Here is a 26,249-nt window from a genome sequence, read left to right as displayed (position 1 = left end):
GCTCCTAAGCGGCCTGTTTCAGCGGAGATTGTTCAAAGGAAATGTCAGGGAATACGTGGTTATGCAGCTCTCGCAGGGCGAGGGCCTGAACAGCAGGGTTGTTGCTTTCAAGGTTTTTCAGTTGCGTCAGGTTGAGCTGAACCGTGTAAATGTCGCCCCCTTCAATCGGTGGCATGTTCTCAAGACGACGAACGTCATTACGGGACATCCAGCCATTCTGAAGCGCGCTGGTATAGTATGCCGCGCGACCTGCACTATCGGCTCGCAGTAGACCTTCAACAGAGAACTCTGCAAACACTTCATCATCGCTGTCGAGTAAACACCGGCCAATTTCCTGCTCAATATTCACCAGCAGCGGTCGAAGAGTATGAGTCAGGAACTGCAGGTTCATGCCCTCAAGGCTAGATGCCCAACTGCTTTGTTTCGTGGTGTGGCCAACCATGAAAGGAGGCACCCGAAACCAGCGGCAGATTTCCTCAATACTGAATGAGCGGCTTTCCAGCATCTGGGCGTCTTCAGGATTCATGGTAACGCCCTGGTACTTGAGCCCTCCCTCCAGCACCATTATTTTTCCGGCATTCTTTGAACCGGTGAACTTTGCCATGTATTTCCGGAGCCTTTCCCTCTGCTCATCGTTTAATGCTTGCTCCGCTGTCAGGAAGCCAGAACTCTGTAACCCTTGCTCGAATATTTTTGCCGCAGACTCTTCTACCGCCATCGCAGAACCGATCACATCCCGTCCAGTCTTCATCGGCATCATGCCGCAAACGCCATCCAGACCGAACCCGCGAATATGCATGATGTTTTTGACGGGAATGACGCGCTCGTTACCGTTTTCAGTGTATTTGTATTCCAGCGCCCCGGTCGTGAGACGTTTAACCACCATGTTCTGCGGCAGCAAAGGCACCAGCGAAACCAGGCGGTTTGCGATGAATTTCTTCTCAATGAAGGCGTTCCCGCGCAGGCAAATACTGGCGACCACCATCAACATAAAGCGTGATGGTGTCATTTCTGAATTGGGTCGGCGGCACAGTATCGAATAGGCCGGATGATCGGTTGCCGCTTTACGCGAACCGTCAGGCTGTCGAACGTATATTTTCAGCGGAAGGGTTGAAATAGACTCGCTTAACAGTCTTACACATGCCCACACAGCCGATAGCTGGATGGCTTTATCGGCCGTTACCACCTTTCCGCTGCTGCTGGTACCAAACCATTCCTCCCAGAATGTGCCGGTAGTCAGGCTGATAGGCACACCAAGCCAGTTAAGCAGAGCACTTTTAACCCTGCCTGGCCGTTTGTTTTTTTTCATCAGAAACCTACCATGATGGGATTATTGAAGAATCCGGAGAGATCCTGCTGGTCGTTGCCACCGTTAACCAGAACGCGGCTCATTGCTGTGAACAAAGCCGCAGGGCCATCAATTTTGGCCTCTGGTGTGGACTTATTCGGGAAAATGTTCTCGTTCCGGTCAGGTTTGACGGTTACGTTGGACATCATCCAGTTCATCACCGGGTGATCGCTGTGATGGAAGCGGCCACCGTATACCAGCGCTTCGACCTCTTTCATCGCCTCAGAGAAATTGCGAACCGTCTGCGGCACTTCCACCAGCGGCAACCCTTCTTCTGCCAGCGCAAGGCTGAACTGCGTCGCACTCCACGGGTCGAAGCCAATTTCTTTCAGGCTCTCGCCAGCAACCCACAGCTGTAGCTCTTCCTTAATCTGAGCATGGTCGATTACATCACCGTCGGTAAGGATCAGCTTGTCCATCCCGGCCCACTTACGATAGAGCTCTGCCATCTGGCGTGAACATTTCTCAAGGCGTCCTTCCGGTAGCCAGAATTTGAAATCCGCATGAACGTGGCCATCTGGCGCCCGCCAGACTTTCGCGGCCGCACAGATATCAATTTTGTTTGACAGGTCAACGCCCACCCAGGAAGGATAGGTTTTAAGTTCGTGCTGCGGGGCGATAAACTCGCATTTCTCCCATTTCATCATGTCCATCCAGGCTGACTCAGCGGTAACCCAGATATTCATGTGCTTGGTGAAAAAGTTAATTCTGGCCGAAACCTGCTCTTTCGCTTTTTTAGCCAGGCGGCGCAGGTCATCCCAGCGCTTACAGATACCCAGCCCCGGATTCGCCTTCTGCCAGACTTTTTCATCAAAGGGATCGTCACCTTCATCTAAGGTGTAGATAATGGCAAAAAACGTATCGTCTTTTACCAGCCCACGCAGCACCTTGATGGCGTAATCACGCAATTCGTAGCAGATGCCCTCTTTGTTGAAACCGGCGGTGGTGATACCGAAAAGCAGCGATTGCAGACGTGCGCCGGTTGCCGTCTCCAGAACGTCCCAGACGTCACGGGTTTTGTGAGCATGCAGCTCGTCGACGATAGCGCAGTGGATGTTCAGACCATCGAGGTTGTTCGCATCTGATGACAATGGCTCGAACTTAGAGGCCGTTTGCTCCTGGTAAATAGCGAGCTTGTTGAATTCGAAGATCCGCCCAAGCGTGGCTTTCGCCTTCTTGACCATATTCTTCGCGTCTTCAAAAACAATTCGTGCCTGGTCACGGGTGGTTGCAGCGGAATAAACCTCCGCACCGCCCTCGCCGTCGGCACCAGCCATATAAAGCCCCACGCCGGAGCAAAGCGTTGATTTGGCATTTTTACGGGCCACCTCAACATCTGCTGTACGGAAGCGCCGAACCATTACTGGACGACCGCTGCCGTCGTTACGTAAAACGGTTTCTCCCGTTTCCTCGTTAACCAGCGGGATCACGAAACCAAAAATATTAATCAGGATGAAAACGTGCCAGTCCATCAGCTCAATAGGCTGCCCTGCCAGTGCGCCTTTTACGTGAGGTACAAAATTATAGAAATTCAGAATGTGCTGCGCGCGCGGTTCACTGAAGAAAATACCGCGCTCTTCGCCGTGTGCCAGATCGTCAAGAAAACGCTGACAGGCAAGGCGCACATACTCACAGGCAATAATTTCCCCCGCCACTACCCTCTCGGCGTAGCGGATGCCTTCTGCAACCTTAGCCATTAATCCCTCGCTTTCATAAACTCGGCCAGCGGATCAACCGCATCAGGGCCTTTTGCATTCACTTTCGAGCGACTGGCGGGCGTCATACCGAACTCACCAAGCATGGCGCGCAGACGTTTCCAGGCATCAGCTTTCATGATGGCGGCGGGATGAGCCTTGATCAGCACATCACCGTTCTGCGTTTCGGTCCGGTAGGTGTAGCCCTCAACTTCAAGCGTGTCGCAGTGATGCCGGTATTCGGTATAGGCCTCAACCAGCAGCTCAAGGGCTCTGGCATCAAGCTGAGACATCACACCGATAGCATCAAGCTCGTCGGCCATCCGTTTAAACCAGTATTTGCCCTGCTTGTCGAAATGCTTCGGCGTTGGGGGTACCCCTGAAGGGGGTTTTGGTTCGTTCTCATTGATCGGGCGTTTAGATGGGTTACCCCTCACCAAACGTAGATGGGTCGGGGTTTTCGGTGGTCCAGACATAATCGAAAACTCCTATTAATCATCGAATGGGGGACCCCATAAAAAAGTTTTCTAACCTGCGGCGATGTGAAAAGAGGTTAGGCGGCGGTCCTTTAGGCTGATTTCCCTGAGGTTTTTACCCGCCCTCCCCCAGACTGCGCAAATGAGAGCTGATATCATTTAACCGACTCAGGCACGATTTTCGCCAGTTTCCGGCTCGGGGGACCACTGTTACCAATCCGTGGGCTGAACACCTTACTGATGTCCCAGCCCGCCTTCAGTCGATATTCAATCGAGTTTCTCGAAATCCCCAGGTAATCAGCCCATTCGTTAAGGCACATCGTCTTACCATGAGCGGTATATCTGCGATCGGATTTCTCTCGCATTGTCCTTCTCATCTTGTCTACGCCTCGCTTCTGATTGCACACAGGGCAACTTGGCACAAGATTGTCAGGCTCGTTATTGGTCTTACAGTCATCGAGGTGGTCGATGTGAAGGGTGTCCCAGCCAACGGTTTTTGCACACCAGTGACAACGGAACGGTCCAGCCCCATGTTTGTCGTAATAGACTTTCCGGTGCTCGTAAACACGAGGACTCCCACATGCCAAAGGATGATCGGGCGCATACACCAGCAGATATCCGCCAGTGTGCTCCAGCTTGCCATCCTTTCTTGTGCTGAGCTTCTCTGTCGTTCCATGACGCCGGACGCGCATGTAGTGCTTTTCACAGTAGTGGCTGTTACGGGATCGTACCGATAATTCGCATCCATCCACTATGCAGGCAGCATGGGCGTGCGGAAGCCCTGAACCATGTTTCGATTCAGTCATCTTCACCTCGTTACTTAATTTCTGTTCAGGCGCTCGCGTGCTGTCTTGGCTTTATGGCAGCCGCGGCAAATTGATTCCAGATTAGAGAGATCGTCAGTACCGCCGTGAGCTTTCGGCTTGATGTGGTCCACCGTCTCAGCGGGTGTATACCTTCCATTTCGCAGGCATTCCTGACAAAGGTATTTGTCTCTGTCGAGAACGATTGGGCGCAGCCTGTCCCATTTGCTGCCATAGCCTCGCTGATGTCTGCTCTGTCCTCGCTGATGCTGCTGCCAGCCTTCGTTAAGGTGCTGGGGACAATAGCCTGAGCGATCAGTGGTTGTGCCAGGGCAGCCACGCTTGCGGCATGCTCTCGGTATTAACGCAGGCATCAAGCTAACCTCCACGCCCGGCGGCGTTCTGTACGTGGCGCTGAGTCAGGGTGACGCTCAACAGGCTCACCATCAGCATGATCCACGAGCGAGTAACACGGATAAACCACCGCGCCGCCATAGGCATCCCCGACTGCATAGTCGGCTGGCTTACTGCTGTCCCATCGAGAAAGGACTCGTTCAATATGCTGAGGCGGTACGCTGTAGCACACGCCGTGTATAAGGCGCGGCAGCGTGATGAAGTCAGACCGTGTCTTGTCAGCAACAATCAGACGTTCGGCTACCTGCATCTGATACTGTGGTGGTCGGCCAGTGCCCAGGTAAAAACTCACCAGCGATTCCGGGAAGCGGTTAAGCCAGCTCGTGACTGAAGTGAAGAACAAGTCCACTGGCATCGCATCATCTTCAACAACAACTACCCGGCAGGTTTGTTCTGCTGTCCACTCAAGCGCACGCCGATGATTCCAGTTCGCACCGTGGTTACCGTCATCAATCAGCAAATGTGCGCCTAAAGCCGAGGCCAACGCCTCAGCCTGCTGCCGTCTGGCGTGATGACCTACCACCACAAACTTAATCTCTTCAGCCACCAGCAAATCTCCATAAAAAAAGCCGCACGATGGCGGCTACTGTTTGAATATCAGGGTGTTACTTTGCATTAACCCTGGTTAAGGTAAGCATTCAGCCCGTCAGTGGTGGGACACTGGCGCACTCAATGAAGAGGGATGGCTGATTACCTCTTTTTAAGGGAATGAAATGACTTACAGGTTTGAAGAATTAATTTCCACCACAATGCCTCTGCCCGATAACGAAACCGCCATATATTCTATGCAAGCTGCTTACGCAGTCTTGGCAAGAACATTAAATGACGAGATGCCAGGGTTTGCTGAGAAACTTTTAACCAATATTGACCGTGTATACGTTCAGAATGAAGGTCAGGCAGCAACACAAAATGTATTAGCTCAAATTGGACTTATGATTAAAACCTTAACAGACGGACAAAATTAACACTGTTAATTTTGATTAAAATCTCATCTTTAGAGATTTGCATGCAAGCGGTCCGATCCTGGACCGCTTTTTGCGGATGTTCATTTTTTTTAGATACATCAATATCTTTGTTTTGCTTCATAACTATCCTCACTTATTTATGTTTCCACCAGGCGCACTCTGTGCCGATGCCCTCAGTTTTGAAAACGGTGTGAACCAGAGGGCCGGTGACCAGCCTGTCAGCAAATGACTGCGCAACGATACCGAACGCCAGCATGTCACCTACCGCGGCGCCAGCCTGTTCTTTCTTCCAGAAACGATAACTCTCGATCCGGTAGTAAAGACGGATGATGCCGTGAGCGAACGACATTACATCAGCGCGGTTGCCACCCAGCAGGCCAGCGTTAAGCATTACATCGTTTCGGTGCGCTTCAATGAACTCCTGATAGATACGCTCTGGATGATTCTGCTTTGCCCAGGTGTCGGCGTAGGTCTTTGGTTCTGAACCGACATACACCTTTCCGGCTTCCATTTCTTCCCACGGCGCGCGAAGCATTTCGACATCGGTACCATCAGTACACCAGACGAACCGGTATTCAGGGTGATCGTGCAGGTGCTGCCAGATGTGCAGCCAGCGACGAAAGTAGACATTCATCTTCACGTCAGGGACGCGGTACAGCTCAACGTCTGCCGGTGCCGTATGCAGCTCATCCACCAGCGCAATACGTCCACAATTCCGAAGCGATGCCGCCCACCTGGTCAGCATGTCAGGAGAGGCGGTCATTTTCGTACCGCGCTGCGGGTCGGGCTGACTAGTCAGTAGCGTAGTGATAACCACGTCTCGCTGCTGGCGGTATTCAACGTAACCGGTAAACTCGGCATCACGCCGTTCGTTGTGAATTTTAACGTTACGTTCCACCAGCGCCTGCCTGTCTGGTTTCGGTACCGAACGCTCCACTGCCTCATGCTCATCGAGAGAATGAATCAGCTTTTCTGAACCGACCACATCACCGTAAGCCCATGTCGTCAGGCCAGCATTATGGATGCGCAGGGCGAGGTCGCTGTGTTCGTACATGCCGCGACCATAAACCGGATCGAATCCGCCCACCTTCTCGATGGCGCTGCGGTGGTAATAAAGCATCACCCCGCGCTGACCGGTGTAAGCAACATGCTTATCATCACGGTACAGCTCCGCCATGTCGTTCAGCTTATTGCGCCCGGCCAGATCCAGAAACTGATAAGCCAGGTGCGGCTCTGGTGATTCGATGTAGGGAAGATGCCAGTTATCGGCGATCGGCCAGGCGTCGTCATCCCATAAAAACAGATGCTCACACCCGGCATCCATCAGGGCTGACAGGCTGGCGTTCTTCGAAGCAACAATGCCGAGTGATATTTCATGGCGAAGCTTCTGTACGCCGTCTGGAACTACAGCGGCAGGTTTCGAACCATCATCGATAACAACCACCAGCGCACCGGCTGGCAGATGCTTCATGTGCTGCTCAATGGCGCGCGTTAAAACGTCTGGCCGGTTGTGGGTAGTGATGGCAATGCCAATCCGTGATACTGAAGCGCAGGCAGGAACAAACGGGACACCATCAATAGTGACCTGCATAATTTCTCCATCGGGGCTTATTGACGCTTAATGGTTACCTTCCCGTAAAGCGTCTGTCGCTTCACTTCGCCGTACTCCGCCTTAATGTATCCGCGCTCATCGGTCACGGCGGCAATTACCTCGCCTTTTTCATCATCAGCAGTGAATACGTGCTTAACTTCAACGCCATTGATATAGACTTTATATCGTTCCCGAGCGAGATTAATTTTCCGCCCCGGATCGTCATCCAATACAGTGATACGCATACATCCTCCCTCAGAGTCCACTCGACCGTGTATTCCAGAGGATGCCGCCTGGCTTGAGCGCATTGCGAAGAGCGTCGTTCACCGCTTCGTGCATCGCCTGTTGCAAGCCAACTACTGAAGCTGTTTGCGCATCAATCTTTGCCTGGAGGGCTGCGAACAAATCGCTTTCGCGTACGGCGGAGATAATGGCTTCGCACATCTCATCATTGAGGCTGGTTTTGGTGGCATTATTACCATCAGCGGGATTAGCCTTATCATGACTAATTGCTCTAGGGAAGCCACCAAAAGACAAACCAACATTGAATGTCGTCTTTTCATTATTGCTTGCTGATTGAGCGGCTTCATGCACCTTATAGCGATCGGCCAGAAACTCAACCTTGCTATTCTCACCTTCAACACCGAGGGTCATGCCAGCTTCGTGCGGCTTGCCTTTGCCGGCGACGTTTAATTTAACGCTGTAGCTCTTAGACAATACGGCATCGTCGATCTTCGCATCGGTAACGAACACCTCGCCGTTATTAATAATCAGCACCCCGTTCTTTTCGAAAGTCCAGCCATCTTTCAGGACTTTGAATGCATCGCTGTTACGGATTTTGTCATCCAGTTCGTCAACAGCCTGTTGTGCGCCTGATGTGTCCAGCTCAACACGAAGCTTCATTGTGCGTACCAATGGTGCGCATGAGTCATCAGGTACAGATGGTCCTTTATCATCCACTAGCGCTTGCGGACGCTTATTTACCGTGACAGAGGAGGGAAAGTACTCTGGGATACCATTCACCTCACGGCGTGCGCCCCACGCATCATATTTTGCCGTGCCAGCCGCGCTTTGTAGTTCGATTCCTTCATCGGTTTCGATAACGTGAAGGCTACGCATTGCATCTTTTAGGCTTAAAGTTTTTTTCATGTTTACTACCCTTTTAGACGTGAGCCTGTCGCACGGCAAAGCCGCCGAAAGTTAACGGTTTGCCCAGGCTCACAGCTGAAAGACTTTCTTTGATGTGCGCGTGCGATGCGCAAAGAGGAGTTACGCTACTGCAAAGATCATTTTATCCCCTATAGGGGATGGTTAATATTTATCACCCGTAGAGGATAAGAGGATATATTGGGGCTGTCAGCGTAATGGAAAATTAACGTTTAAGATGGTTTTAGCTATTGATAAGCCAATCTATTTATCTTGTAGTGCCTGATAATCACGCTTTTATTTAAAAACAAATGGTTGCGAAAGAAGAAGGTGGCAAATGTATTTCACCTGGATATTGTTATCCCTTCCCATAACGTATTCTTTGTGGGTCTCAGGCAAAGAACGGCAGCAACTGACTACACGTGGATATCTCTCCAGCATGTGTTCACATACAAGAAATGAATTCATAACGGCATTTAATTTAATTCTTAGATCTCTTACTTCAGGCCTTTTCTCGATACGGATTTGCGGAGAGGCAAGGTTTACAGGTAGCTGTGATAATGCATTTGAATATTCAGCCACTGCCATTTTAAGAGCCATTTTAGCTTTTAAAGCCTCCTGTTGGCGCCAAACACGCATTGCCCACCATGCTACGCCCGCAGTTGCAGCTGTAAATATTGCAGATACCGCCGCCCATATAGTTGACCAAGGCCAAGAGCAGATTACTTGAAACATGAAAACCCCCTTTAAATTAGGAGGATATTTTATACCACAGACGCTCAGTAAACACCTGTCGTTGCGAGACTAAACGAGTTTTCTACGTTTAAAGTCCAGAGGAGAGACTGTGTCAGAGCCTCATGGATGAGGCTCTATTTCCCTTGGGTCTGCTTATCCCATTCCTCGCGGAACTTGGATGGGTTATCGAAACCCTGAGTACATTGACTATTTTGCATGCTGCCTTTCCTCTTCGATTTTGCGGATTGCCGCTTTATCCAGATTGCACTGCCCCAGCGCCGTATAGAGCTGAGCGTTTAACTCAAGACTTGCCTGCCACGTGAACGGAATAGCCATTCCGGGGATCGGCGTGTCTGCTGTCAGGTCAGCGCTTATCGGAACCACTGGAGCCGGGACGTAAACTGTCTGCGTATTCCCGCAGGCTGTCAGCAGCGGCAGAAGGAACAAGCTGGTTAGCGCACGGATCGCCTTCAAGCGCCTGCCTGATGTAGACAATGCGCGTTTCGCCTTTTTTGGCCAGTTCGTTCTTTGCATTCTGGGTAGCCTGTGAGATATCGCGAATGAGGTTCATCGTGGTGATCACGTTATTGGTGATCGCCTCTGATGTGTCGGCCCTGACCGTCGCCTTATCGCGCTGGTCTTTGTAGGTGATGGCGTTGTCGCGGTAGTGGTTAATCGCCCAGGCCATGGAAACCAGCAGGCAGATAACGACAGCGCAGATGATTGCGGTTAATCGGCTCATTTCTGGCCCCACTCGCAGACTTCACGCTCAATCTCGCGCCGGGTGATCAGCCCCTTCCACTGCTTGCCACCGGCATACGTCCAGCGTCGCAGTTCTTTGCATGCCCCCGGCACGTCTCCGGAGTTCAGCTTCTTCAGCAGCGTCGAGCTGGCAAAAGCACCAGAGCCAACGTTGTAGGTAAAGGAGTAAAGCGCTGCACGGGTAGGCTCAGGGATACGAACCTTGATCAGCGGGTCGATAGCATTTGCCACTTTTCGCAGATCCGCCTTCAGGAGGTTGTCGCACTCTTTGTCGGTGTAGCGGTGACCGCGGCGAATGTCGGCACCGGTGTGCCCATCGCAAACAGTCCAGACGCCGACCACATCCTGATAGGCGTAATAACGCCGCCCTTCCAGCCCATCCGCATTGCCCAGCATTACTGCAGCAAGGGTGATTGCTCCGGATCCGCCAACGATGGCACCCACCAGCTTATTCCTCAACGTTGGGTTCATCTCGGCTCCTGCTGCGTCGGTTGTCTTCGCGGATCTTGAAATAGAGATTTGTCAGATACGTCAGTACGGCAATGATGATACCCACCAGCACGCCGATAGCGTTCCACTGCTCGGGGCTGTAGGCATTAAGCATGCCGTTTAGGATGCTCCCGGCTGAAGCGCCATAGGCAGCACCAGTGGTTATTTTTTCCATGCGATACATGCTCTCACCTCGCGTAGTTAGCGGGTGCTGTTCGTGTAGTGGGAAAGGCCGTCAGACACGATAGCTACGGGGCATCTGGAATTGATTGTCTGCTGCCTGAAGTTATGACCTGTTGAATTCGCCAAAGTATTTTTTGGCTGCTTCTTGATAGGCCTCATGAGCCTCATGCTTGGTCATAAAGTTTCCCAAGCTGATAGCCTTTTTATTAACAACAATCCTTGCTCGCCATGGTCTTTTAATCCGTGGAGAGGATTCGAAATGAACACCCTTAAAGCCAGATTTGTTGTTTTTATATTTGGTCTTGTTTTGCCTGTTCTGTGTTGGCGTACAAAGGCGCAGATTTGTAATTCTGTTGTCGCTCTTGTCGCCGTTGATATGGTCAATTTCCATACCTTCAGGGATAGATCCCTTCGCCACGATCCAAACTATTCGGTGTAGGCCAATCACCTGACCCAGAGCGCTGACCATGTGGTAACCACACTTGTTAACATAAATTGGGTTTTCCCCGGCCTTTGCTGTACTTGAGTTGGCTATCCTGACAATGCTCCCGACATCTGGGTCGCAAAAGAAGTATTTTTCAATCTCTTCCTTGGAAGGATCTTTTAACATGGCGTTTGCCTTCTTTGAGATGAACCTTTGCCGCATAGGAAATCAGCCCGTCGAGGCTCGCCAGCACTAACTGACTTCCTCAAAGGCTCATTTCAAAGTGAACGGTTCGACGTTAATGGGGAGCGCATGCGAAGCGCGAAAAAAACCCGGCGACAGGCCGGGAAGATGAGGGTAAGGCAATGTAGGCTCTCTGGCCGAAGGGTCCCAGGTAGTGGGTTCTGGTGCCGGGCAAAGGAATCGAACCTCTGACGCGCAGCTTACAAGGCTGCCGTTCTGCCACTGAACTAGACCGGCGAATTTGGCGGGACAGGAAGGATTCGAACCTTCGACCATTCGGTTAACAGCCGAACGCACAACCTCTGTGCTTCTGACCCTGAAAAAAAAACCCGCAACATGGCGGGCTTTTCGGAGTGAATTATCTACAGGCGTTATACTCCATAATCAGAAGCATACAGGACAGTTTTATGCAAAGTCAACACTAACGTGCAAAAAAGTGTCGCCATTTTCTCCGATCATATTAATAAGTTGTCGCCTTCTCAAATTCCACTGCTGCGTGACGCTCCCCCTGACGCAGAGTGTCCACCAGCATTTCATAGAAGGGTTTCCAGTTGCGTGACCATGATGATTGATGGAGGTCCGGGAGACGCTTCAGAATGGCACGGTGTACCGTCGCCGAGGAGATTGCAGAAAATCCATTTCCGCTGCAGCGCTCGCAGGTTTTAAACACCGGAGCGCCGCGCTCGCTTGTGGCCTTGCGGTCTAGAACCTCGCCTTTACCGCCGCAACGACAACGGGCGCTGATCGTTCCCTTGCCTTCGCAAGCATCACAGACCGCCGGTACAACCTCTGTTACCTCTGTCCACTGCTCCCAGTCAGACGGTCGAACAGCACGAGAGCGGCAGGCCCAGCATGGAGCTTTACCCCATGGGTACGAAACCTTGCGGGTAATCTGCTCGCGAGTTGTTCGTCCGGTACCACTGCAACTGTGACACGTCACGCTGGTAGCCGCTGAACGTGAGTAATCAGCAAAGGCAAATTGTGCCAACATCTGCATACACCATCCGAACTGGCCACCAGCTGCTTTGCGAACATTCTTCGGTGCGACATCCATCGCATATCGCGCCAGTGCCTGAACTGCGAGCTGTTCATCCGTTTTGCTGATTCCCGCTTTACCGAAGAACGCCGCCAGGCCGAAGCGCGCACGGCTGCTGGTGGTGCCAATCGCCGCCATTACATCTGTTCCTGTAAGGCGATCCGGAGAAGTTCCTTTCACGTCATCGCTGATGTGCATTCCCTGAGGACTAAAATGTTTGAGTGATGCTTCCAGTTTCATGCGCTTGCCCCCGCTGTTTTAATGGTTTTAATAGTCTGCATTGCTGGATTGCCTATCTTTTGCGTATCGTCTGGTTTGAGTTTTCTGCTGTGGCGCCGAACGCTGCTTTGCTAACTCCTGGTCAATTGGCAGGAAGTGCCCGTTATAGAATCGACGGTAAATCGTGCCTAGTTCACCGTTTCGCTGTTTGGTCACGTTAATTTCCGCGATCCCTTTCGCTGGAGACTCAGGGTTATAAACTTCGTCGCGGTAAAGCATCATGATCAGATCAGCATCTGCCTCGATCTCACCCGAGTTTTTGAGGTCTGAGTTCATCGGTCGCTTATTGGGCCGCGACTCAACGCCACGAGAAAGCTGGCTCAGGGCAAGCACCGGCGTTTTATTAGATTTAGCCAGACGTTTTAGTCCTTTTGACACCTCGCCGACGGCAAGGTCATATCGTGCAGTGCTTTCGATTTTGATGAGTGCCAGATAATCCACCACCACCAGCGCTATTTCCGGATGCGCCAGTTGCAGGCGGGTAGCTATCTGTTGAATCTGATCTACTGTCAGATCGGTGGAATCAACCATCCAGATGCTACGACCAGTCAGCCGTTCTACACCGTTTGTCAGCCTGGCCCAGTCCTCATCATCAAAATCAGCAGCCTTTTTCAGGCGTGAAACCGACATACCGCCGGCAGCAGATACCATTCGCTCACCGATCTGGATGTTTGGCATTTCCATGCTGAAGAACAGCACACCACGGCCCTGCTCAGAAACCTTGTCGATGATATCCAGCGCCAATTCAGTTTTACCCATCGACGGCCGCGCAGCGATAAACACCAGGTCTGTTGGTTCAATGCCGCCAGTCTTTGCGTCCAGCTCTTCGATACCTGTCATGAGGCTTCTGGCTTCTTCAAGCCCACGGTTGCGCGCATCTACCCGATCCACCACAGCAGGAAGAATGTCGTCGATATGAACTGGCTGAACGGTCTTTTCTTCCAGAGAAATTGCGGCAATGCTGTTCTGTGCAGCCCTGAATGCCGATAAAGCCGCATCACCATTGTGAGCACTACGCAGATCTGCCAGCGCCCGTTCAATCACAGCTTCAGCGTCGCGAACTGCCGCGTTACGCTCCAGCGTGGAAACGTAGGATACAAGCGCCGACTTAGCCCAAGCGATACGGCTCGAGTCCAGAATAATTGCGCTGTGCTTTGGCATGTTTTCGCAGAGCAGTACAGGGTCAATAACGCCGGCTCCACGCGCCTGACGGCAGATCCCTGTGTAGATTTCCCGATACTGCGGTACCGAGAAAGCGGTGGCCGGCACCCTGGAAAGAATATCCAGTACCTCAGGGTCGGCTCCACGCAGAAAAATTGCGCCGATCACCGCACCTTCCAGATCTTCATTTTTCCAGACAGGAGTCATGCTACAACTCCTGACGCGATGGCACGGAAACTTCCCCAGCCAAATGCCAGACGGTTGCGGCCACCATCTGTAACCCTGTCCACGATACGTTCACCAATCATCTCTTTCAGCTGGTCGAAGGTGAGATTGCTGATCAGGATTGTCGGGAGAATGCTTTCGTACCTGGCATTGATAATTTCCTGAAGGATGGTCATTTCAGTCGGACTGCCGAACTGAACGCCCACCTCGTCGATAATTAGCAGATCCAGTGAGGCGAAACGTTCAATGACATCTTCCTCGGTCATTTCAGCATTGTGGCGCCACGTGCTTTTCACGGCTCGGGTGAGACGCATAACGTCTGTGATTTCCACTTTAGCGAGATGTCCGCGGATGATGCTCTTTGCCATGGCCACTGCCAGGTGGTTTTTTCCGGTGCCGCAATTGCCGGTCATAACAAGCCCGGTACCGGCATTCAGTCGCTCAGGCCAGCTGCTGGCATAACGCTGGCAGGCTGCGAGATTCTTGGCAGCATCCGGGTTGATAGCCTGGTAGTTATCGAATTCACATGCTTCGAATCGTCTTGCGATGCCGGAATTGTCCATCAGGTCGGCTACGCGTAATGTACGCAGACTGGATTCAATGTCAGCAAGTTCCGCTTTCACACACTCCGGGCACTGGGAGTGTTTAACGTTTTCAACGCCACGATATGCTTTTCCAGTGAGGGAAATACGCTGATAATCACCATGTTTTTCACAGGCGGCGGCGTGGACGTTCCCTGACTCCCAGCTTCCCCACTGCCACGGTTTTTTGTGTTCCACAGCAAACGCCATCTCTTCACGAAGCCCTTCGCGCTTTGCCACCAGAGCTTCCCTTTCTTCGCGTTGTTTGATACTCAGCATTTTGATTTCTCCTGCTTACCAGTTGCAGTCTGATTGGCCATAGTCTTGTTCACTAAACCCCGAAACCGGCAGTCCACCAGGACGACCACTCACCGCAACAGCTGGCGCCTGCCACGATTCTTCAAAGTGCCGATCGGGGCCAAAGAATGTCGCCGCCTGTTTCACGTACTGCGTTCCGGCACTACCGGTTGCGCGGACATATGCCGCGTAGCGATTTACGCCAGCCAGCATTGCCATAGTGTTAACACCGTCTTTGGTTCGAGCTTTCCAGGCTTTCCAGGCAGCGGCTTTGGAATTACCACCAGCACGTTTGGGGTACGCCTGCCAGGCCTGCTCGAACTCGTTGGAATAGTTCTCTTTGGAAGAGCGATTTTCAGAAGAGGCTTTGCCACCCACGCCAATATCTTGTGATTCTTGTTTTGAATTTACTTGTGGATCATGTTTTGAATTTACTTGTGGATCTGGGGTCAGATTCTGACGGGTGAAAACGCCATTTTTGTCAGAATCTGACGGGTGAAAACCGTTTGAACATCCAGAATCTGACGGTTCAGATTTTGAAGGGTCAGAATCTGACGGGTGAAAACCGTTAGTCCTACGCTGCTGTTTCAGCGCTGCCACTTTATCCTTCTCAATGCGTGCCAGAGCCTCAAGACGATCAGCATTCAAATGATAAAGATTGGACGTGTTGCGATTACCTTTACGGCGTGATTCACGACGCAACCAACCGGCAGATTCCAGTTCTGCAATGGCGGTTCTGACCGTACTTTCACCCAAACCCAGCTGGCGGCAAATGGTCTCAACGCTCGGATAGCAGACACCATCATCATTCGAGTAGTCAGCCAGACGAGCCATAATCACCAGCTTTGCACCCTTAATGTCATGCGCGGCGCATGCGTCCCAGACGTTACCGAGAATTTTGCTACTCATGACTGTGTATCTCTCGGTTCAGTTCCCCGTAATAGCCACTTAGCTGAGCATTCGAGTACCTCGGCAATTTCAATGATATTTCGCGGGTTATGCGATGAACCAGACTCAATTCGCTGAATAGTCTGCTGCTTAACACCTGCAAGAAACCCCAGCTGCTGCTGGGTTAATCCGCGCTCTAAACGGCGCTGCTTTAATCGTGAAGATATGGACATTCATCACCTCAAACTCAATACAACAATTGTAGTATTAAATTACTCATTTCGTTGTTTGTCAAATACAATGCTTGTTGTATGCTGTGGGCATTAAAAAGAGGTGCTGCAAAATGAATCTTTCAGACAGAGTTAAACAACGGCGTTTACAGTTAGGGATGACACAGACCGAACTTGCTGAAAAAATTGGCGCTACTCAGCAGGGGATAGTTTCTATCGAAAGCGGAAGAACAAAGCGACCACGGAACCTCCTTGAGTTATCGAAAGCTCTTCAAACAGACGCAAACTGGCTCATGAACGGTGGATCGTTCCAGACATTAGAGGAAGTAAGCACCAAACGTGTTCCATTGATAAGCTACGTACAAGCAGGTGCACTAGCTCATAAGAACCCTATTGAAGCGTTTGATGGAAGTTTCGAGTATGTCATGACAGACATGGACTGGTCACAATTTACCTTTGCTTTGAGAATTGAAGGTGATTCTATGGAGCCGGATTTCAAGCAGGGTGACGTCATCATAGTAGATCCTGAAATAGAACCAGCCCCAGGGGAGTTTGTGGTTGCAAAAAATGGCGAGCACGAGGCAACTTTTAAAAAGTATAGGCCTACAGGAATAGGGTTACATGGAGTCAATAACTTCGAACTCACTCCATTAAACCCTGACTACCCAGTCCTTCGATCGCAAGACATACCTTTAACCATAATTGGCACGATGGTTGAGCATCGAATTTACAGACGTAAAAGATAAAAAAATGCACTCATCAAAGATCCCGCTTCGGCGGGATTTTTTTTGTCTATACCAAGCACACACACAACATTCGGGATATTTTATATCTATAAAAAACAAATAATTAAGTTAAAAACCAAAAATAAAACAACAAACGTTGTTTACAGAAAACAACGAAGTGTGTACGCTTTATTCATCGGCAAACAACGGAGCCATTGAAAATGAGCAAGAGCATACTAATAGCTAAATCTATCGGGCAAAGAATTTTCAACCGCAGAACAACCCTTGGCCTTTCTCAGGACTTTCTGGCTGATCACCTCGGGCTAACAGTTGAAACGATTAATGACTGGGAAAAAGAAAAATCCATTCCTTTCGCAGACCAATTAATCCAATTAGCTAACATTCTTCATTCTGATGTTCTGTGGCTCATTTCAGGAAATGAACAGTGTGGTTTGTTTACTGAAAATGCCAAAAATTTAACATCCAATCATCTTTACTCATGGGCTGCGGATATCGGTAATTGCAGAATGGCCATTTCTAACGCTATGGACTGCATGCCTCAAGAACTATCTGCAATAGGCACGCTTACCATCGTCTATGAGAAACTAGATGAAATGCAGGAAATTCTTTCAAGAGAAGCAGACAGAATCTAAAACTAATTAATTTTATTTAATTAACACCTTTACGGGTGAGGACAGACTCACCCTGAGGAAATGAAAATGAATAATTTACTTAATCCAATCAATAAGCCAGTTGCCTATCCTCGTGAATTATTTGTTGATGAGAAGGGTAAGTATACACCTGGGAAGATTATGACTTGCCAGATGGGTGGGGACTCCATGCAACCAACCATCCAGCCATTAGAACTGATCGCTTTTGCTGACTGTGGCGGAAAGGTCTCTGGACCTGGTATTTATGTTTTTACCCGCGATGTTTTCGGACGGCCGTGCGTATTCGTTAAGCGTGTTGAGCCAATGCCGGACGGTTCTCTGGTGATAATTTCTGACAATCATCATTACGAGACTTTTACGCTTGATGCCGACGAGCAGAGCGATATGCAGGTGCATGGCCGGGTTATTGCCTCAATGACAATGAGGCGCTTCGTATGACTTTCATCATTGATAAATCGGCATATAGAACAGCATGCCTTTATGCGGCTTGCGGTTACGAGGTGATCGCTCGGCTTTACCTTAAAAAGGCATATGGGAGATAAAAATGATTCAGGAACGTCAAAATATTCTGAACGTAAAAGTTCAGGCCGAGCAACTTAATTTTCTCATGCAGACAATTCATGCCCACCACAATGATTTTGACTGCCATCAATTAAACGCCCTATTAGGACTAGCTTACGATATCGCTGGTTCTGTTTATGACTGGACGGATAAAGAAGAACAAATTGTTCTGGCGAATGATGAAGCTGAAAGAAAAGGCGTGAAGCATGAATAACTTAATTAACACCTACCGACGCAGAATTTTAAAGGCAGCGTTATTACGCCACCAGCGAAAAACGGGCAGTAACTGCCTTGTTATTAAACTCAATAAAGGCGGCATTAACACGGTCGAATTAACAGAGATTTTACTTGATGGATTATTACGAAAATTCGAAAGGCTCGCGATCAGTGAGTACGGGAATGTCGAAGGCGTAATAGCTATCAAGGGAATTTACAGCAGCGCTGTGGATGTTAATGGCAGCGGTGAATTCCTCACAGATAGCGGAAAGGAATTAATCGACGAACTCATTTCTGAGCTGGTTGAGTTCGTCAAAAAACAAAAAGTGGAGGCTCCGAAAACGGAGGGTCATGAAATGGGGGGATCTGATGGCACTTACAGCGATACGAATTCCTGAGTGGGTTCACCTCAAAGCGGTACACGTTTTAAGCCAGTTCAGGGCAAGGCGCATTCACCCCTGCCGAATGCACGGCTCCGGGAATTTGAGCCTCAAAGTTAACCATCGCTGGCGGCTACTCTCCCGCGATGGCGGAAAGAACTGGGAAGTAATGAGTCACGAACGATACAGCAAAGTTAAGGACCGGAAATGAACGATAAACGCATCAGCACCACCTCAATTGACAGCGCCTTTGCCAAAGAGCTGCAGCCCGTTTACGTCGTATCACGACACGGCTATTCGCGCCGTTTCCTCAGCAGGAACGCAGCGATCAGTAACCTTGCTCACTACATGGTAACCAAAACTTTTCATCGTGCCGGTTTGAACACCAACGAACCAGACGAACCTGTTTTCAGCAATGGTGTGCTCGTCAACCGCATGGGCCAGCACACACAGCAATATCTCTTTGCACATAACCGTTGCATGCGGCGCATTCGCCGAATTCTGGAGCGTAAGCGCGAAGCACGTAAGTGGCTCGGAAAGTGGGACGCCATGCATGACCGATTCGTGAAAGAGCAGGCAGAACTGCAGGCCAGTAAACCAGAGGGGCTGCGCTGATGATTGCTTACTTACGCGTTGTTCTCTCGCTGGTAATTGTCGCCAGCGTTTATGGCCTTTTCGTTCCGATCCTCATTTCGATGAAGGACACCACAGCAGTGTTATCCGGTTTTGCCCTGGCGATCCTGACCCCGCCGTGCATCTACGCCATTTGTAAGGGTCTTGTTGTAACCGTAAATAAGGAAAAGAAATGAAAAAAGCAATTATGGCTTCAATTATCGCGCTCTCTGCCATCGGTCTTGTAGGTTGCGATCGTGTCGAGCCCGGTAACGTGGGTATCAAGGTGAATAAGCTGGGAGACGACAAAGGCGTCGGTGAAGTGGTTGGCGTAGGCCGCTATTGGACAGGCTGGAACACAGAGGTCTACATTTTCCCAACCTTCAAACAGATGAAAACCTACGACGACGCATTCAATTTCCAGATGAGTGACGGCACTACGATCGGCTATCACATTGGTGTCGCCTATAAAGTTGATCCAACCAAAGTGACGACGGTCTTCCAGACCTATCGCAAAGGCGTGGACGACATCACAGATACCGATCTGCGCCAGAAGATTGCCGATGCCCTTAATCGTCTCGCAAGCCGCATGAGTACCGATAAGTTCATTGACGGCGGGAAAGCTGAGTTGCTTGAAAACGCTCTGAAAGAGATCCAGTCCGACATGGGGCCGGTAGGAATCCAGGTTATCAGCCTTTCTTACGTCGGCCGTCCGGAGTACCCGCCGACAGTTATCGACAGCATCAACGCCAAAGTCACCGCCAACCAGAAGACCCTGCAGCGCGAGCAGGAGGTAAAACAGCGTGAAGCTGAAGCAAACATGCTGCGCGCTGAAGCAGATGGCCAGGCAGACGCAAAGTTGAAGTTGGCGGAAGCGGAAGCGAAGTCTATCCAGATTCGTGGGCAGGCCATGCGCGAAAACCCTGAGGTGCTTCAACTGGAGGCCATCAACAAATGGAACGGCACTCTGCCCCAGTACATGACCAGCGGCGCCAATACTCCATTTATCCAGGTTAAGTGATTCACCAGCCCGGCGTAAAGCCGGGCACTCAGAAGGATATCGAGCATGAACACAGTAACGATCAATAACAAACAACTGCCGGCAGTCGAATATCGCAGTCAGCGCGTTGTGACGCTGGCGATGATTGATGAAGTCCACCAGCGACCGGAAGGAACCGCTCGTGCAGCATTCAACCGAAACCGTGAGCATTTCATCAACGGTGTTGATTATGCCGAATTAGGTGCGGACGTAATACGTACGGACCTCCCGGAAGGGACATTCTCTAAATTTGCACCGTCAGGGATTGTGTTTTTCGAATCAGGCTACCTGATGTTGACGAAGCCATTTAACGATGATCTTGCCTGGCAGGTTCAGCGCGAACTGGTTAACAACTATTTCCGCACTCGCGCGCCGCTGACAGAAATCGAGATGATCGCCGCAATGGCCGCCGATGCCGTTCGCCAGCAGAAGCGCCTGAATCATGTTGAAGAGCAGATCGAAACGGTCACAGAAGCTGTGGAGAACATCAAACGCGGGACCATGCGCGCCGGATATGTCGGTTACCGCCAGGTGGTAGCCAAAAGCGGAATGAGTGACGCCAAGTGCCGGAATTTGGTCAATGCCTACCGCATCCCGACAGACACGCACGAATTTATGACTCCAGACGGGCTTTTGTCACGAAGGGCTATCGTCGAACTGGAGCCGTTTATGGCCGCGTTTCGCCAGATGATGTCAGAAGCTGAACCGCGCGGCACCCGCTGGTATCACCCTAAAATGGGCCTGTTCCAGGCGATTGGGTGGGAGGGTTAAGAATGCACAAATTCTTCGTGGAGACAAACAACCTGAACACTATCAGCGATTGCCTGCAGCAGCTTGTTAACGCAGAAGAAGCGCAGCTCAGTATTGAAGAGCAACTGGCGAGATCGAACAGCAGTATTGACTGGAGCACATGGCGCAAAAAGGCAGAGAACGCGCTGCGGCTGATCAAGGGGAAGCGTCGAATCATCACAGCTCGTTTGGCAGTTCTGCGTCATGAGGAAAAAGAGCGCAACCTGGAGCTGCACCAGCAGCACAACGACTTCCTGGTTCAGGCTCTGCGCGAAATCGTAACGCCCTCCTCTTTTGCGCGTTGCGTGCGTCTGGCTAAAGAGAAAATGGAGGAGATCCATGCAAACCAGTGCTGAAATCGTTCTTCTGGTGCCGAATGACTGGGTTAGCGAAAAGGTTCTGATTGCGGTTACCGGGCTCAAGCCCGGAACCATCACCCGCGCCAGAAAAGAATCCTGGATGCTGGGCCGCGAGTACCTGCACATTTCACCAGATGGTAATCCCAAGCCTTCGAGCGAATGCATGTACAACAGGAAAGCCGTTGATCAGTGGATCGAGGCGCAGAAAAAAAATCAACCAGGTGCGAAGACAGCATGAAAAGAAGTACACTCGTCCACGCTCCTGGACGTCAGGAGGGATCAATGGCTAATGCATCATACCCGACAGGCGTCGAAAACCACGGCGGTTCGCTCCGCATCTGGTTTCTGTATAAAGGTAAACGTGTCAGGGAAAACCTCGGTGTCCCTGACACTGCAAAAAATCGCAAGATAGCTGGTGAGCTGCGTTCTTCGGTTTGTTTTGCGATAAGGATGGGGAATTTTAACTATGCAGAAAAATTCCCAAACTCACCGAACCTTGCCCGGTTAGGTCAGGATAGAAAGGAAATTACTGTGCTGGAGCTTACCGAAAGATGGTCAGAGCTGAAGAGAATGGAGATCAGCTCTAATACCATGAGTAGGTATGAATCCATCATAAAAAACATGCTTCCGCGCATCGGCGAAAATAAAATGGTTTCTGCGGTTACCACTGAAGATTTGCTGTATGTCAGGAAGGAGTTGCTGACGGGCTTCCATGTAATGAAGAAGGATCACCGGACACAGGTAAAAGGCCGGAAGTCTTCCACCGTGAATAATTACATGATGCTGATGGCCGAGATCTTCCAGTTTGCAGCTGATAACGGCTACGCAAAGGAAAACCCGTTTAGCGGAATTAACCGTCTCAGGAAGGCAAAAGACGAACCAGATCCACTCACGACCGACGAGTTCATCAGGTTCATTCAGGCATGCGGCCACCAGCAGATGCGAAATCTGTGGACCGTCGCCGTTTATACCGGAATGAGGCATGGGGAATTATGTGGTCTTGCATGGGAAGACATCGATCTCACCGCGGGAACCATTACGGTTAAGCGTAACCTCACCCAAACGTATGAGTTCACCCTGCCAAAAACCGAGGCAGGCACTGACAGGGTGATTTATCTCATACAACCAGCTATTGATGCCCTTAGGGATCAGGCCCAACTGACGCGCCTTGGCCGGCAGCATGAGGTTGAAGTGAATTTGCGTGAATATGGCCAGTCAGTCATACATCCATGCACTTTCGTTTTCAGCCCTCAATGCGTCAAACGTGGGTCTCGCACAGGATATCACTACGCGGTTAATTCGATTAATAAAATTTGGGCTCCGATAATCAAGCGCGCCGGTATTCGTTACCGCAACGCTTATCAGTCACGGCATACCTATGCGTGCTGGTCATTATCAGCTGGTGCTAACCCGAACTTTATAGCAACTCAGATGGGGCATACCGATGCACAGATGGTTTACAAGGTGTATGGAAAGTGGATGTCAGAGAAGAGTGGAGAGCAGGTTGCTCTGCTCAACCAGGCGCTTTCACACACTGCCCCATCACTGCCCCAAAGCATGGTAGTAGCGCAGTAGAAAACCTTAAATTCAAGTGGTTAGCATCGTTACTGCTACATTTGTATAACACGGGGCACAAAATGCCCTCGACCATAAAGTGTGCTTATGTTGTGATCGGGGTTCAATAAATCACTAAACAAGGTATACTCCGGAGTTGTTTATTGTACTAAACGCTCCCGTGAGAGGATGCTACAGCGCACCTATGACTCAATTCGCTTCTCCGGTTCTGCATACGTTGCTGGATACCGACGCGTATAAACTGCATATGCAGCAAGCCGTTTTCCACCATTACTATGACGTTCACGTCGCGGCGGAATTCCGCTGCCGTGGTGACGATTTGCTCGGTATCTACGCAGACTCCATTCGTGAACAGGTCGATGCGATGCAGCATCTGACGCTGCAGGACGATGAATACCAGTGGCTTTCTGGCCTGCCTTTCTTTAAAACCGATTACCTGAACTGGCTGCGTGATTTCCGCTATAAGCCGGAGCAGGTCACCGTGACCAACGAGAACGGCAAGCTGGATATTCGCCTTGAAGGTCCGTGGCGGGAAGTGATCATGTGGGAAGTGCCGCTGCTGGCAGTGATCAGCGAGTTGGCTCACCGCTACCGTTCGCCGGAAATGGGCGTCGCCCAGGCGGTCGCCTCGCTGGAAAATAAACTTGCAGCCTTCACCACGCTGACCGAAGGGCTGGATATGTCCCGCTTCCGCCTGATGGATTTCGGCACCCGTCGCCGTTTCTCTCGCGAGGTTCAGCAGGCCATCGTTAAACGTCTGCAGCAGGAGCCGTGGTTCGTGGGCACCAGTAACTACGACCTGGCGCGTCGCCTCAACCTGACGCCGATGGGCACCCAGGCGCACGAGTGGTTCCAGGCGCATCAGCAAATCAGCCCGGATCTGGCTAACAGCCAGCGCGCGGCCCTCGCCGCATGGCTTGAGGAGTACCCGAATCAACTCCGGATCGCCCTCACCGACTGCATTACGATGGATGCCTTCCTGCGTGACTTCGGTCCCGAGTTTGCTGAGCGTTATCAGGGGTTACGCCACGATTCCGGGGACCCGGTTGAATGGGGCGAGAAGGCGATAGCCCATTACCAAAAACTCGGCATTGACCCGATGAGCAAGGTGCTGGTTTTCTCCGATAATCTTGACCTGGCAAAAGCGGTTGAACTTTATCGCCATTTCAACACCCGAGTGAACCTGAGCTTCGGGATTGGTACCCGTTTGACCTGCGACATTCCTCAGGTAAAACCTCTGAATATTGTGATAAAGCTGGTGGAATGTAACGGCAAGCCGGTGGCGAAACTCTCCGACAGCCCGGGTAAAACCATCTGCCATGACAAAGCGTTTGTCCGCGCATTGCGCAAAGCCTTCGATCTCCCGCAGATCAAAAAAGCCAGTTAAGCGCTTACGGGAGCCTGAAGGGCTCCCTTCCCTTATTTATTTCTCAATTCTTCTCTTTTGACTGCGAAATTTACTTGTCTGATAGCGGATGGCAGGTAACATAGATATCCCCCATAAGGGTGGACAAGTGTTTATTTTTTCCGACTATTAACAGAGAGAATATTATGAGCGTTGTGCCTGTAGCCGACGTACTCCAGGGCCGTGTCGCCGTTGACCAGGAAGTCACCGTGCGCGGATGGGTGCGTACCCGCCGAGATTCTAAAGCTGGCATCTCCTTCCTCGCCGTCTATGACGGTTCCTGCTTTGATCCTGTACAGGCCGTCATTAATAATTCTCTGCCCAATTACAATGATGACGTTCTGCACCTGACAACCGGCTGTTCCGTCATTGTGACCGGCGTGGTTGTGGCGTCTCCGGGTCAGGGCCAGAGTTTCGAAATTCAGGCCTCTGCAATTGAAGTGACCGGCTGGGTTGAAGATCCGGACACCTACCCGATGGCGGCAAAACGTCACAGCATCGAGTACCTGCGTGAAGTGGCGCACCTGCGTCCACGTACCAACCTGATCGGCGCGGTGGCACGCGTGCGCCATACGCTGGCTCAGGCGCTGCATCGCTTCTTCGATGAGCAGGGTTACTTCTGGGTGTCTACCCCACTGATCACCGCCTCCGATACGGAAGGTGCGGGTGAAATGTTCCGCGTCTCGACGCTGGACATGGAAAACCTGCCGCGCACGCCAGAAGGTAAAGTGGACTATGACAAAGACTTCTTTGGTAAAGAGGCCTTCCTGACGGTATCCGGTCAGCTCAACGGCGAAACCTACGCCTGTGCACTGTCTAAGATTTATACCTTCGGCCCAACCTTCCGTGCTGAAAACTCCAACACCAGCCGCCACCTGGCGGAATTCTGGATGCTGGAGCCGGAAGTGGCGTTTGCTAACCTCGACGATGTCGCCGGTCTGGCAGAAGCGATGCTGAAGTACGTCTTCAAAGCGGTGCTGGAAGAGCGTCCGGACGATATGAAGTTCTTCGCTGAGCGCGTAGACAGCGATGCGGTCGCCCGTCTGGAACGTTTTGTCTCTGCCGACTTTGCGCAGGTGGACTATACCGACGCGGTTGCGATCCTCGAGAAATGCGGTGAGAAGTTCGAGAACCCGGTTTACTGGGGCGTTGACCTGGCGTCTGAGCACGAACGCTATCTGGCCGAGAAACATTTCAAAGCGCCGGTTGTCGTTAAAAACTACCCGAAAGACATCAAGGCCTTCTATATGCGCCTTAACGAAGACGGTAAAACCGTCGCAGCGATGGACGTCCTGGCGCCTGGCATCGGTGAAATCATCGGTGGTTCTCAGCGTGAAGAACGTCTGGATGTGCTGGACGCGCGCATGGAAGAGATGGGTCTCAATCCTGCGGACTACAGCTGGTATCGCGATCTTCGTCGTTACGGCACCGTTCCGCATTCAGGTTTCGGCCTGGGCTTCGAGCGTCTGATCGCCTACGTTACCGGTGTTCAGAACGTGCGTGATGTGATTCCGTTCCCGCGTACGCCACGTAACGCCAGCTTCTAAGAGCAAAAAAACAGACCATGGCCAGCATTTGCTGGCCATTATTTTATTCTGCACTGTCAGTTTTCGTCAGCGCAAAGTCAGTGTTTTTAAAGCACCACCCCGTCACAACCACTACCTGTTACGTTTTGTTTCCGAGAAACATCTAGCCACAAAAAATAAACCCTATTCTTATTGCGATTATTACACCCTCAAGCAATAGCACAATTTTCAACCACTTTTTCAGCCATCCAGAAGTCTTTTTTCGGTCATAAGAAAAAACGAGTCGTTTAACATCTGTTTATAGGAATTGCCTTTATCCAAATTAATCATAAGGAATTCATATATATAGGAAACAATCTGCTGTTTAATTCGCCAGGGCGTTCTGAAATTTGAGATGGTTCACAAAGTTCCGAAAAATTCA

Annotated in this window: 35 protein-coding genes and 2 tRNA genes; 16 read left to right on the top strand and 21 right to left on the bottom strand. The window is 50.9% G+C overall.

Annotated elements, in window-relative coordinates:
- Positions 1–4: 4 nt before the first annotated feature.
- From A4308_RS11760 to A4308_RS11740, 5 genes are all read right to left on the bottom strand, one after another.
- Positions 5–1,309 (bottom strand): phage portal protein, encoded by a 1,305-nt coding sequence (locus A4308_RS11760; RefSeq protein ID WP_063308532.1) that lies wholly within the window; start codon positions 1,307–1,309, stop codon positions 5–7.
- Positions 1,309–3,045, bottom strand: a complete 1,737-nt coding sequence (locus A4308_RS11755; protein ID WP_016063095.1) for a terminase large subunit — start codon at positions 3,043–3,045, stop codon at positions 1,309–1,311. The genes A4308_RS11760 and A4308_RS11755 overlap by 1 nt, the downstream gene beginning before the upstream one ends.
- Positions 3,045–3,518: a phage terminase small subunit P27 family gene (locus A4308_RS11750; protein ID WP_045332660.1), complete on the bottom strand. Its 474-nt coding sequence runs from the start codon at positions 3,516–3,518 to the stop codon at positions 3,045–3,047. Before A4308_RS11750 ends, A4308_RS11755 begins: the two co-directional genes overlap by 1 nt.
- An 820-nt stretch (positions 3,519–4,338) precedes the next feature.
- Positions 4,339–4,695, bottom strand: a complete 357-nt coding sequence (locus tag A4308_RS21835; RefSeq protein WP_071890829.1) for an HNH endonuclease — start codon at positions 4,693–4,695, stop codon at positions 4,339–4,341.
- Entirely contained in the window at positions 4,695–5,285 is a 591-nt protein-coding gene (locus tag A4308_RS11740) for a hypothetical protein (RefSeq protein WP_063308770.1), read from the bottom strand. The genes A4308_RS21835 and A4308_RS11740 overlap by 1 nt, the downstream gene beginning before the upstream one ends.
- Positions 5,286–5,448: 163 nt before the next feature.
- Between A4308_RS11740 and A4308_RS11735 the strand changes: the two genes are divergently transcribed.
- A complete protein-coding gene (locus A4308_RS11735; RefSeq protein WP_057992063.1) occupies positions 5,449–5,700 on the top strand; it encodes a hypothetical protein in 252 nt (83 codons plus the stop codon).
- Between the two features lie 133 nt (positions 5,701–5,833).
- Here A4308_RS11735 and A4308_RS11730 read toward each other — a convergent pair whose 3' ends face one another.
- From A4308_RS11730 to A4308_RS21820, 16 genes are all read right to left on the bottom strand, one after another.
- The gene (locus A4308_RS11730) at positions 5,834–7,291 is read right to left on the bottom strand and encodes a glycosyltransferase family 2 protein (RefSeq protein ID WP_063308531.1); all 1,458 of its coding nucleotides are present in this window, start codon (positions 7,289–7,291) and stop codon (positions 5,834–5,836) included.
- A gap of 17 nt (positions 7,292–7,308) precedes the next feature.
- Complete coding sequence (locus tag A4308_RS11725; protein WP_045133824.1) at positions 7,309–7,536, bottom strand: hypothetical protein; 228 nt, start codon at positions 7,534–7,536, stop codon at positions 7,309–7,311.
- Between the two features lie 10 nt (positions 7,537–7,546).
- The gene (locus A4308_RS11720; RefSeq protein ID WP_231867138.1) at positions 7,547–8,440 is read right to left on the bottom strand and encodes a phage tail tip fiber protein; all 894 of its coding nucleotides are present in this window, start codon (positions 8,438–8,440) and stop codon (positions 7,547–7,549) included.
- Positions 8,441–8,734: 294 nt separating this feature from the next.
- On the bottom strand, positions 8,735–9,172 hold the full coding sequence (locus A4308_RS21830; protein ID WP_071890826.1) for a hypothetical protein: 438 nt from the start codon (positions 9,170–9,172) through the stop codon (positions 8,735–8,737).
- Between the two features lie 207 nt (positions 9,173–9,379).
- The gene (lysC, locus tag A4308_RS22920; protein WP_071890824.1) at positions 9,380–9,556 is read right to left on the bottom strand and encodes an Rz1-like lysis system protein LysC; all 177 of its coding nucleotides are present in this window, start codon (positions 9,554–9,556) and stop codon (positions 9,380–9,382) included.
- A complete protein-coding gene (locus A4308_RS11715) occupies positions 9,537–9,914 on the bottom strand; it encodes a DUF2570 domain-containing protein (protein WP_063308530.1) in 378 nt (125 codons plus the stop codon). Before A4308_RS11715 ends, lysC begins: the two co-directional genes overlap by 20 nt.
- Positions 9,911–10,405, bottom strand: coding sequence for a lysozyme (locus A4308_RS11710; RefSeq protein ID WP_044901837.1), 495 nt, complete (start codon positions 10,403–10,405; stop codon positions 9,911–9,913). The genes A4308_RS11715 and A4308_RS11710 overlap by 4 nt, the downstream gene beginning before the upstream one ends.
- Positions 10,383–10,607, bottom strand: coding sequence for a class II holin family protein (locus A4308_RS11705; RefSeq protein ID WP_023622516.1), 225 nt, complete (start codon positions 10,605–10,607; stop codon positions 10,383–10,385). The genes A4308_RS11710 and A4308_RS11705 overlap by 23 nt, the downstream gene beginning before the upstream one ends.
- Positions 10,608–10,709: 102 nt before the next feature.
- Positions 10,710–11,216, bottom strand: a complete 507-nt coding sequence (locus A4308_RS11700) for an HNH endonuclease (RefSeq protein ID WP_231867137.1) — start codon at positions 11,214–11,216, stop codon at positions 10,710–10,712.
- Positions 11,217–11,435: 219 nt separating this feature from the next.
- A tRNA-Thr gene (locus A4308_RS11695) sits at positions 11,436–11,510 on the bottom strand.
- A 5-nt stretch (positions 11,511–11,515) separates the two neighbouring features.
- Positions 11,516–11,590: transfer RNA gene (locus A4308_RS11690), tRNA-Asn, on the bottom strand.
- Between the two features lie 143 nt (positions 11,591–11,733).
- Positions 11,734–12,549, bottom strand: a complete 816-nt coding sequence (locus A4308_RS11685) for an antitermination protein (protein WP_047363380.1) — start codon at positions 12,547–12,549, stop codon at positions 11,734–11,736.
- 27 nt (positions 12,550–12,576) lie between these two features.
- Complete coding sequence (locus tag A4308_RS11680; protein WP_063308529.1) at positions 12,577–13,956, bottom strand: replicative DNA helicase; 1,380 nt, start codon at positions 13,954–13,956, stop codon at positions 12,577–12,579.
- Positions 13,953–14,834, bottom strand: coding sequence for an ATP-binding protein (locus tag A4308_RS11675; protein ID WP_063308528.1), 882 nt, complete (start codon positions 14,832–14,834; stop codon positions 13,953–13,955). Before A4308_RS11675 ends, A4308_RS11680 begins: the two co-directional genes overlap by 4 nt.
- Before the next feature lie 15 nt (positions 14,835–14,849).
- Complete coding sequence (locus A4308_RS11670) at positions 14,850–15,761, bottom strand: helix-turn-helix domain-containing protein (protein ID WP_063308527.1); 912 nt, start codon at positions 15,759–15,761, stop codon at positions 14,850–14,852.
- A complete protein-coding gene (locus A4308_RS21820) occupies positions 15,758–15,973 on the bottom strand; it encodes a helix-turn-helix domain-containing protein (protein ID WP_071890822.1) in 216 nt (71 codons plus the stop codon). Before A4308_RS21820 ends, A4308_RS11670 begins: the two co-directional genes overlap by 4 nt.
- A gap of 110 nt (positions 15,974–16,083) precedes the next feature.
- Between A4308_RS21820 and A4308_RS11665 the strand changes: the two genes are divergently transcribed.
- The 15 genes from A4308_RS11665 (at position 16,084) to asnS (ending at position 25,849) form a co-directional block, all read left to right on the top strand.
- On the top strand, positions 16,084–16,716 hold the full coding sequence (locus A4308_RS11665) for a LexA family protein (RefSeq protein WP_063308526.1): 633 nt from the start codon (positions 16,084–16,086) through the stop codon (positions 16,714–16,716).
- Positions 16,717–16,916: 200 nt separating this feature from the next.
- The gene (locus A4308_RS11660) at positions 16,917–17,348 is read left to right on the top strand and encodes a helix-turn-helix domain-containing protein (protein ID WP_063308525.1); all 432 of its coding nucleotides are present in this window, start codon (positions 16,917–16,919) and stop codon (positions 17,346–17,348) included.
- A gap of 66 nt (positions 17,349–17,414) precedes the next feature.
- Positions 17,415–17,804, top strand: coding sequence for a S24 family peptidase (locus A4308_RS11655; RefSeq protein WP_063308524.1), 390 nt, complete (start codon positions 17,415–17,417; stop codon positions 17,802–17,804).
- Between the two features lie 106 nt (positions 17,805–17,910).
- Entirely contained in the window at positions 17,911–18,141 is a 231-nt protein-coding gene (locus A4308_RS11650) for a hypothetical protein (RefSeq protein WP_063308523.1), read from the top strand.
- On the top strand, positions 18,134–18,541 hold the full coding sequence (locus tag A4308_RS11645) for a hypothetical protein (RefSeq protein ID WP_063308522.1): 408 nt from the start codon (positions 18,134–18,136) through the stop codon (positions 18,539–18,541). The genes A4308_RS11650 and A4308_RS11645 overlap by 8 nt, the downstream gene beginning before the upstream one ends.
- Positions 18,495–18,734 carry a ParE family toxin-like protein gene (locus A4308_RS22970; RefSeq protein WP_419095430.1) on the top strand — a complete coding sequence of 80 codons (240 nt, stop codon included), beginning with the start codon at positions 18,495–18,497 and terminating at the stop codon, positions 18,732–18,734. The genes A4308_RS11645 and A4308_RS22970 overlap by 47 nt, the downstream gene beginning before the upstream one ends.
- The gene (locus A4308_RS11640; RefSeq protein WP_058684728.1) at positions 18,731–19,138 is read left to right on the top strand and encodes a hypothetical protein; all 408 of its coding nucleotides are present in this window, start codon (positions 18,731–18,733) and stop codon (positions 19,136–19,138) included. Before A4308_RS22970 ends, A4308_RS11640 begins: the two co-directional genes overlap by 4 nt.
- Positions 19,138–19,332, top strand: coding sequence for a hypothetical protein (locus A4308_RS11635; RefSeq protein ID WP_045326846.1), 195 nt, complete (start codon positions 19,138–19,140; stop codon positions 19,330–19,332). Before A4308_RS11640 ends, A4308_RS11635 begins: the two co-directional genes overlap by 1 nt.
- Positions 19,329–20,156: an SPFH domain-containing protein gene (locus A4308_RS11630; RefSeq protein ID WP_042889584.1), complete on the top strand. Its 828-nt coding sequence runs from the start codon at positions 19,329–19,331 to the stop codon at positions 20,154–20,156. The genes A4308_RS11635 and A4308_RS11630 overlap by 4 nt, the downstream gene beginning before the upstream one ends.
- 45 nt (positions 20,157–20,201) lie before the next feature.
- Positions 20,202–20,945 (top strand): ORF6N domain-containing protein, encoded by a 744-nt coding sequence (locus A4308_RS11625; RefSeq protein WP_047345117.1) that lies wholly within the window; start codon positions 20,202–20,204, stop codon positions 20,943–20,945.
- 2 nt (positions 20,946–20,947) lie between these two features.
- Positions 20,948–21,319 carry a hypothetical protein gene (locus tag A4308_RS11620; protein WP_047345118.1) on the top strand — a complete coding sequence of 124 codons (372 nt, stop codon included), beginning with the start codon at positions 20,948–20,950 and terminating at the stop codon, positions 21,317–21,319.
- On the top strand, positions 21,303–21,560 hold the full coding sequence (locus tag A4308_RS11615; protein ID WP_013097283.1) for an excisionase family protein: 258 nt from the start codon (positions 21,303–21,305) through the stop codon (positions 21,558–21,560). The genes A4308_RS11620 and A4308_RS11615 overlap by 17 nt, the downstream gene beginning before the upstream one ends.
- Positions 21,561–21,604: 44 nt before the next feature.
- Positions 21,605–22,897, top strand: coding sequence for a tyrosine-type recombinase/integrase (locus A4308_RS11610; RefSeq protein WP_063308521.1), 1,293 nt, complete (start codon positions 21,605–21,607; stop codon positions 22,895–22,897).
- Between the two features lie 184 nt (positions 22,898–23,081).
- Positions 23,082–24,284, top strand: a complete 1,203-nt coding sequence (pncB, locus tag A4308_RS11605) for a nicotinate phosphoribosyltransferase (RefSeq protein ID WP_045281289.1) — start codon at positions 23,082–23,084, stop codon at positions 24,282–24,284.
- 164 nt (positions 24,285–24,448) lie between these two features.
- Positions 24,449–25,849 (top strand): asparagine--tRNA ligase, encoded by a 1,401-nt coding sequence (gene asnS / locus A4308_RS11600; protein ID WP_014883234.1) that lies wholly within the window; start codon positions 24,449–24,451, stop codon positions 25,847–25,849.
- The last annotated feature ends 400 nt before the right edge of the window (positions 25,850–26,249 follow it).

Origin of the sequence: Enterobacter sp. ODB01 (genome assembly GCF_001623605.1) — a bacterium.
Classification (GTDB): Bacteria; Pseudomonadota; Gammaproteobacteria; order Enterobacterales; family Enterobacteriaceae; genus Enterobacter; species Enterobacter kobei.
The sequence above is the reverse complement of the archived record's forward strand: the minus strand, read 5'-3'. Positions and strand labels throughout refer to the sequence as shown.

Coding starts and splice junctions, on each gene's coding strand:
- A4308_RS11645 (WP_063308522.1), top strand. CDS start 18,134: ATGAATAACTTAATTAACACCTACCGACGCAGAATTTTAAAGGCAGCG.
- A4308_RS11660 (WP_063308525.1), top strand. CDS start 16,917: ATGAGCAAGAGCATACTAATAGCTAAATCTATCGGGCAAAGAATTTTC.
- pncB (WP_045281289.1), top strand. CDS start 23,082: ATGACTCAATTCGCTTCTCCGGTTCTGCATACGTTGCTGGATACCGAC.
- A4308_RS11665 (WP_063308526.1), top strand. CDS start 16,084: ATGAATCTTTCAGACAGAGTTAAACAACGGCGTTTACAGTTAGGGATG.
- A4308_RS21835 (WP_071890829.1), bottom strand. CDS start 4,695: ATGCCTGCGTTAATACCGAGAGCATGCCGCAAGCGTGGCTGCCCTGGC.
- A4308_RS11760 (WP_063308532.1), bottom strand. CDS start 1,309: ATGAAAAAAAACAAACGGCCAGGCAGGGTTAAAAGTGCTCTGCTTAAC.
- A4308_RS21820 (WP_071890822.1), bottom strand. CDS start 15,973: ATGTCCATATCTTCACGATTAAAGCAGCGCCGTTTAGAGCGCGGATTA.
- A4308_RS11735 (WP_057992063.1), top strand. CDS start 5,449: ATGACTTACAGGTTTGAAGAATTAATTTCCACCACAATGCCTCTGCCC.
- asnS (WP_014883234.1), top strand. CDS start 24,449: ATGAGCGTTGTGCCTGTAGCCGACGTACTCCAGGGCCGTGTCGCCGTT.
- A4308_RS22970 (WP_419095430.1), top strand. CDS start 18,495: ATGAAATGGGGGGATCTGATGGCACTTACAGCGATACGAATTCCTGAG.
- A4308_RS11715 (WP_063308530.1), bottom strand. CDS start 9,914: ATGAGCCGATTAACCGCAATCATCTGCGCTGTCGTTATCTGCCTGCTG.
- A4308_RS11615 (WP_013097283.1), top strand. CDS start 21,303: ATGCAAACCAGTGCTGAAATCGTTCTTCTGGTGCCGAATGACTGGGTT.
- A4308_RS11675 (WP_063308528.1), bottom strand. CDS start 14,834: ATGCTGAGTATCAAACAACGCGAAGAAAGGGAAGCTCTGGTGGCAAAG.
- A4308_RS11625 (WP_047345117.1), top strand. CDS start 20,202: ATGAACACAGTAACGATCAATAACAAACAACTGCCGGCAGTCGAATAT.
- A4308_RS11705 (WP_023622516.1), bottom strand. CDS start 10,607: ATGTATCGCATGGAAAAAATAACCACTGGTGCTGCCTATGGCGCTTCA.
- A4308_RS11700 (WP_231867137.1), bottom strand. CDS start 11,216: ATGTTAAAAGATCCTTCCAAGGAAGAGATTGAAAAATACTTCTTTTGC.
- A4308_RS11655 (WP_063308524.1), top strand. CDS start 17,415: ATGAATAATTTACTTAATCCAATCAATAAGCCAGTTGCCTATCCTCGT.
- A4308_RS11610 (WP_063308521.1), top strand. CDS start 21,605: ATGGCTAATGCATCATACCCGACAGGCGTCGAAAACCACGGCGGTTCG.
- A4308_RS11635 (WP_045326846.1), top strand. CDS start 19,138: ATGATTGCTTACTTACGCGTTGTTCTCTCGCTGGTAATTGTCGCCAGC.
- A4308_RS21830 (WP_071890826.1), bottom strand. CDS start 9,172: ATGTTTCAAGTAATCTGCTCTTGGCCTTGGTCAACTATATGGGCGGCG.
- A4308_RS11750 (WP_045332660.1), bottom strand. CDS start 3,518: ATGTCTGGACCACCGAAAACCCCGACCCATCTACGTTTGGTGAGGGGT.
- A4308_RS11730 (WP_063308531.1), bottom strand. CDS start 7,291: ATGCAGGTCACTATTGATGGTGTCCCGTTTGTTCCTGCCTGCGCTTCA.
- A4308_RS11620 (WP_047345118.1), top strand. CDS start 20,948: ATGCACAAATTCTTCGTGGAGACAAACAACCTGAACACTATCAGCGAT.
- A4308_RS11685 (WP_047363380.1), bottom strand. CDS start 12,549: ATGAAACTGGAAGCATCACTCAAACATTTTAGTCCTCAGGGAATGCAC.
- A4308_RS11725 (WP_045133824.1), bottom strand. CDS start 7,536: ATGCGTATCACTGTATTGGATGACGATCCGGGGCGGAAAATTAATCTC.
- A4308_RS11650 (WP_063308523.1), top strand. CDS start 17,911: ATGATTCAGGAACGTCAAAATATTCTGAACGTAAAAGTTCAGGCCGAG.
- A4308_RS11680 (WP_063308529.1), bottom strand. CDS start 13,956: ATGACTCCTGTCTGGAAAAATGAAGATCTGGAAGGTGCGGTGATCGGC.
- A4308_RS11630 (WP_042889584.1), top strand. CDS start 19,329: ATGAAAAAAGCAATTATGGCTTCAATTATCGCGCTCTCTGCCATCGGT.
- A4308_RS11755 (WP_016063095.1), bottom strand. CDS start 3,045: ATGGCTAAGGTTGCAGAAGGCATCCGCTACGCCGAGAGGGTAGTGGCG.
- A4308_RS11710 (WP_044901837.1), bottom strand. CDS start 10,405: ATGAACCCAACGTTGAGGAATAAGCTGGTGGGTGCCATCGTTGGCGGA.
- A4308_RS11720 (WP_231867138.1), bottom strand. CDS start 8,440: ATGAAAAAAACTTTAAGCCTAAAAGATGCAATGCGTAGCCTTCACGTT.
- A4308_RS11670 (WP_063308527.1), bottom strand. CDS start 15,761: ATGAGTAGCAAAATTCTCGGTAACGTCTGGGACGCATGCGCCGCGCAT.
- A4308_RS11640 (WP_058684728.1), top strand. CDS start 18,731: ATGAACGATAAACGCATCAGCACCACCTCAATTGACAGCGCCTTTGCC.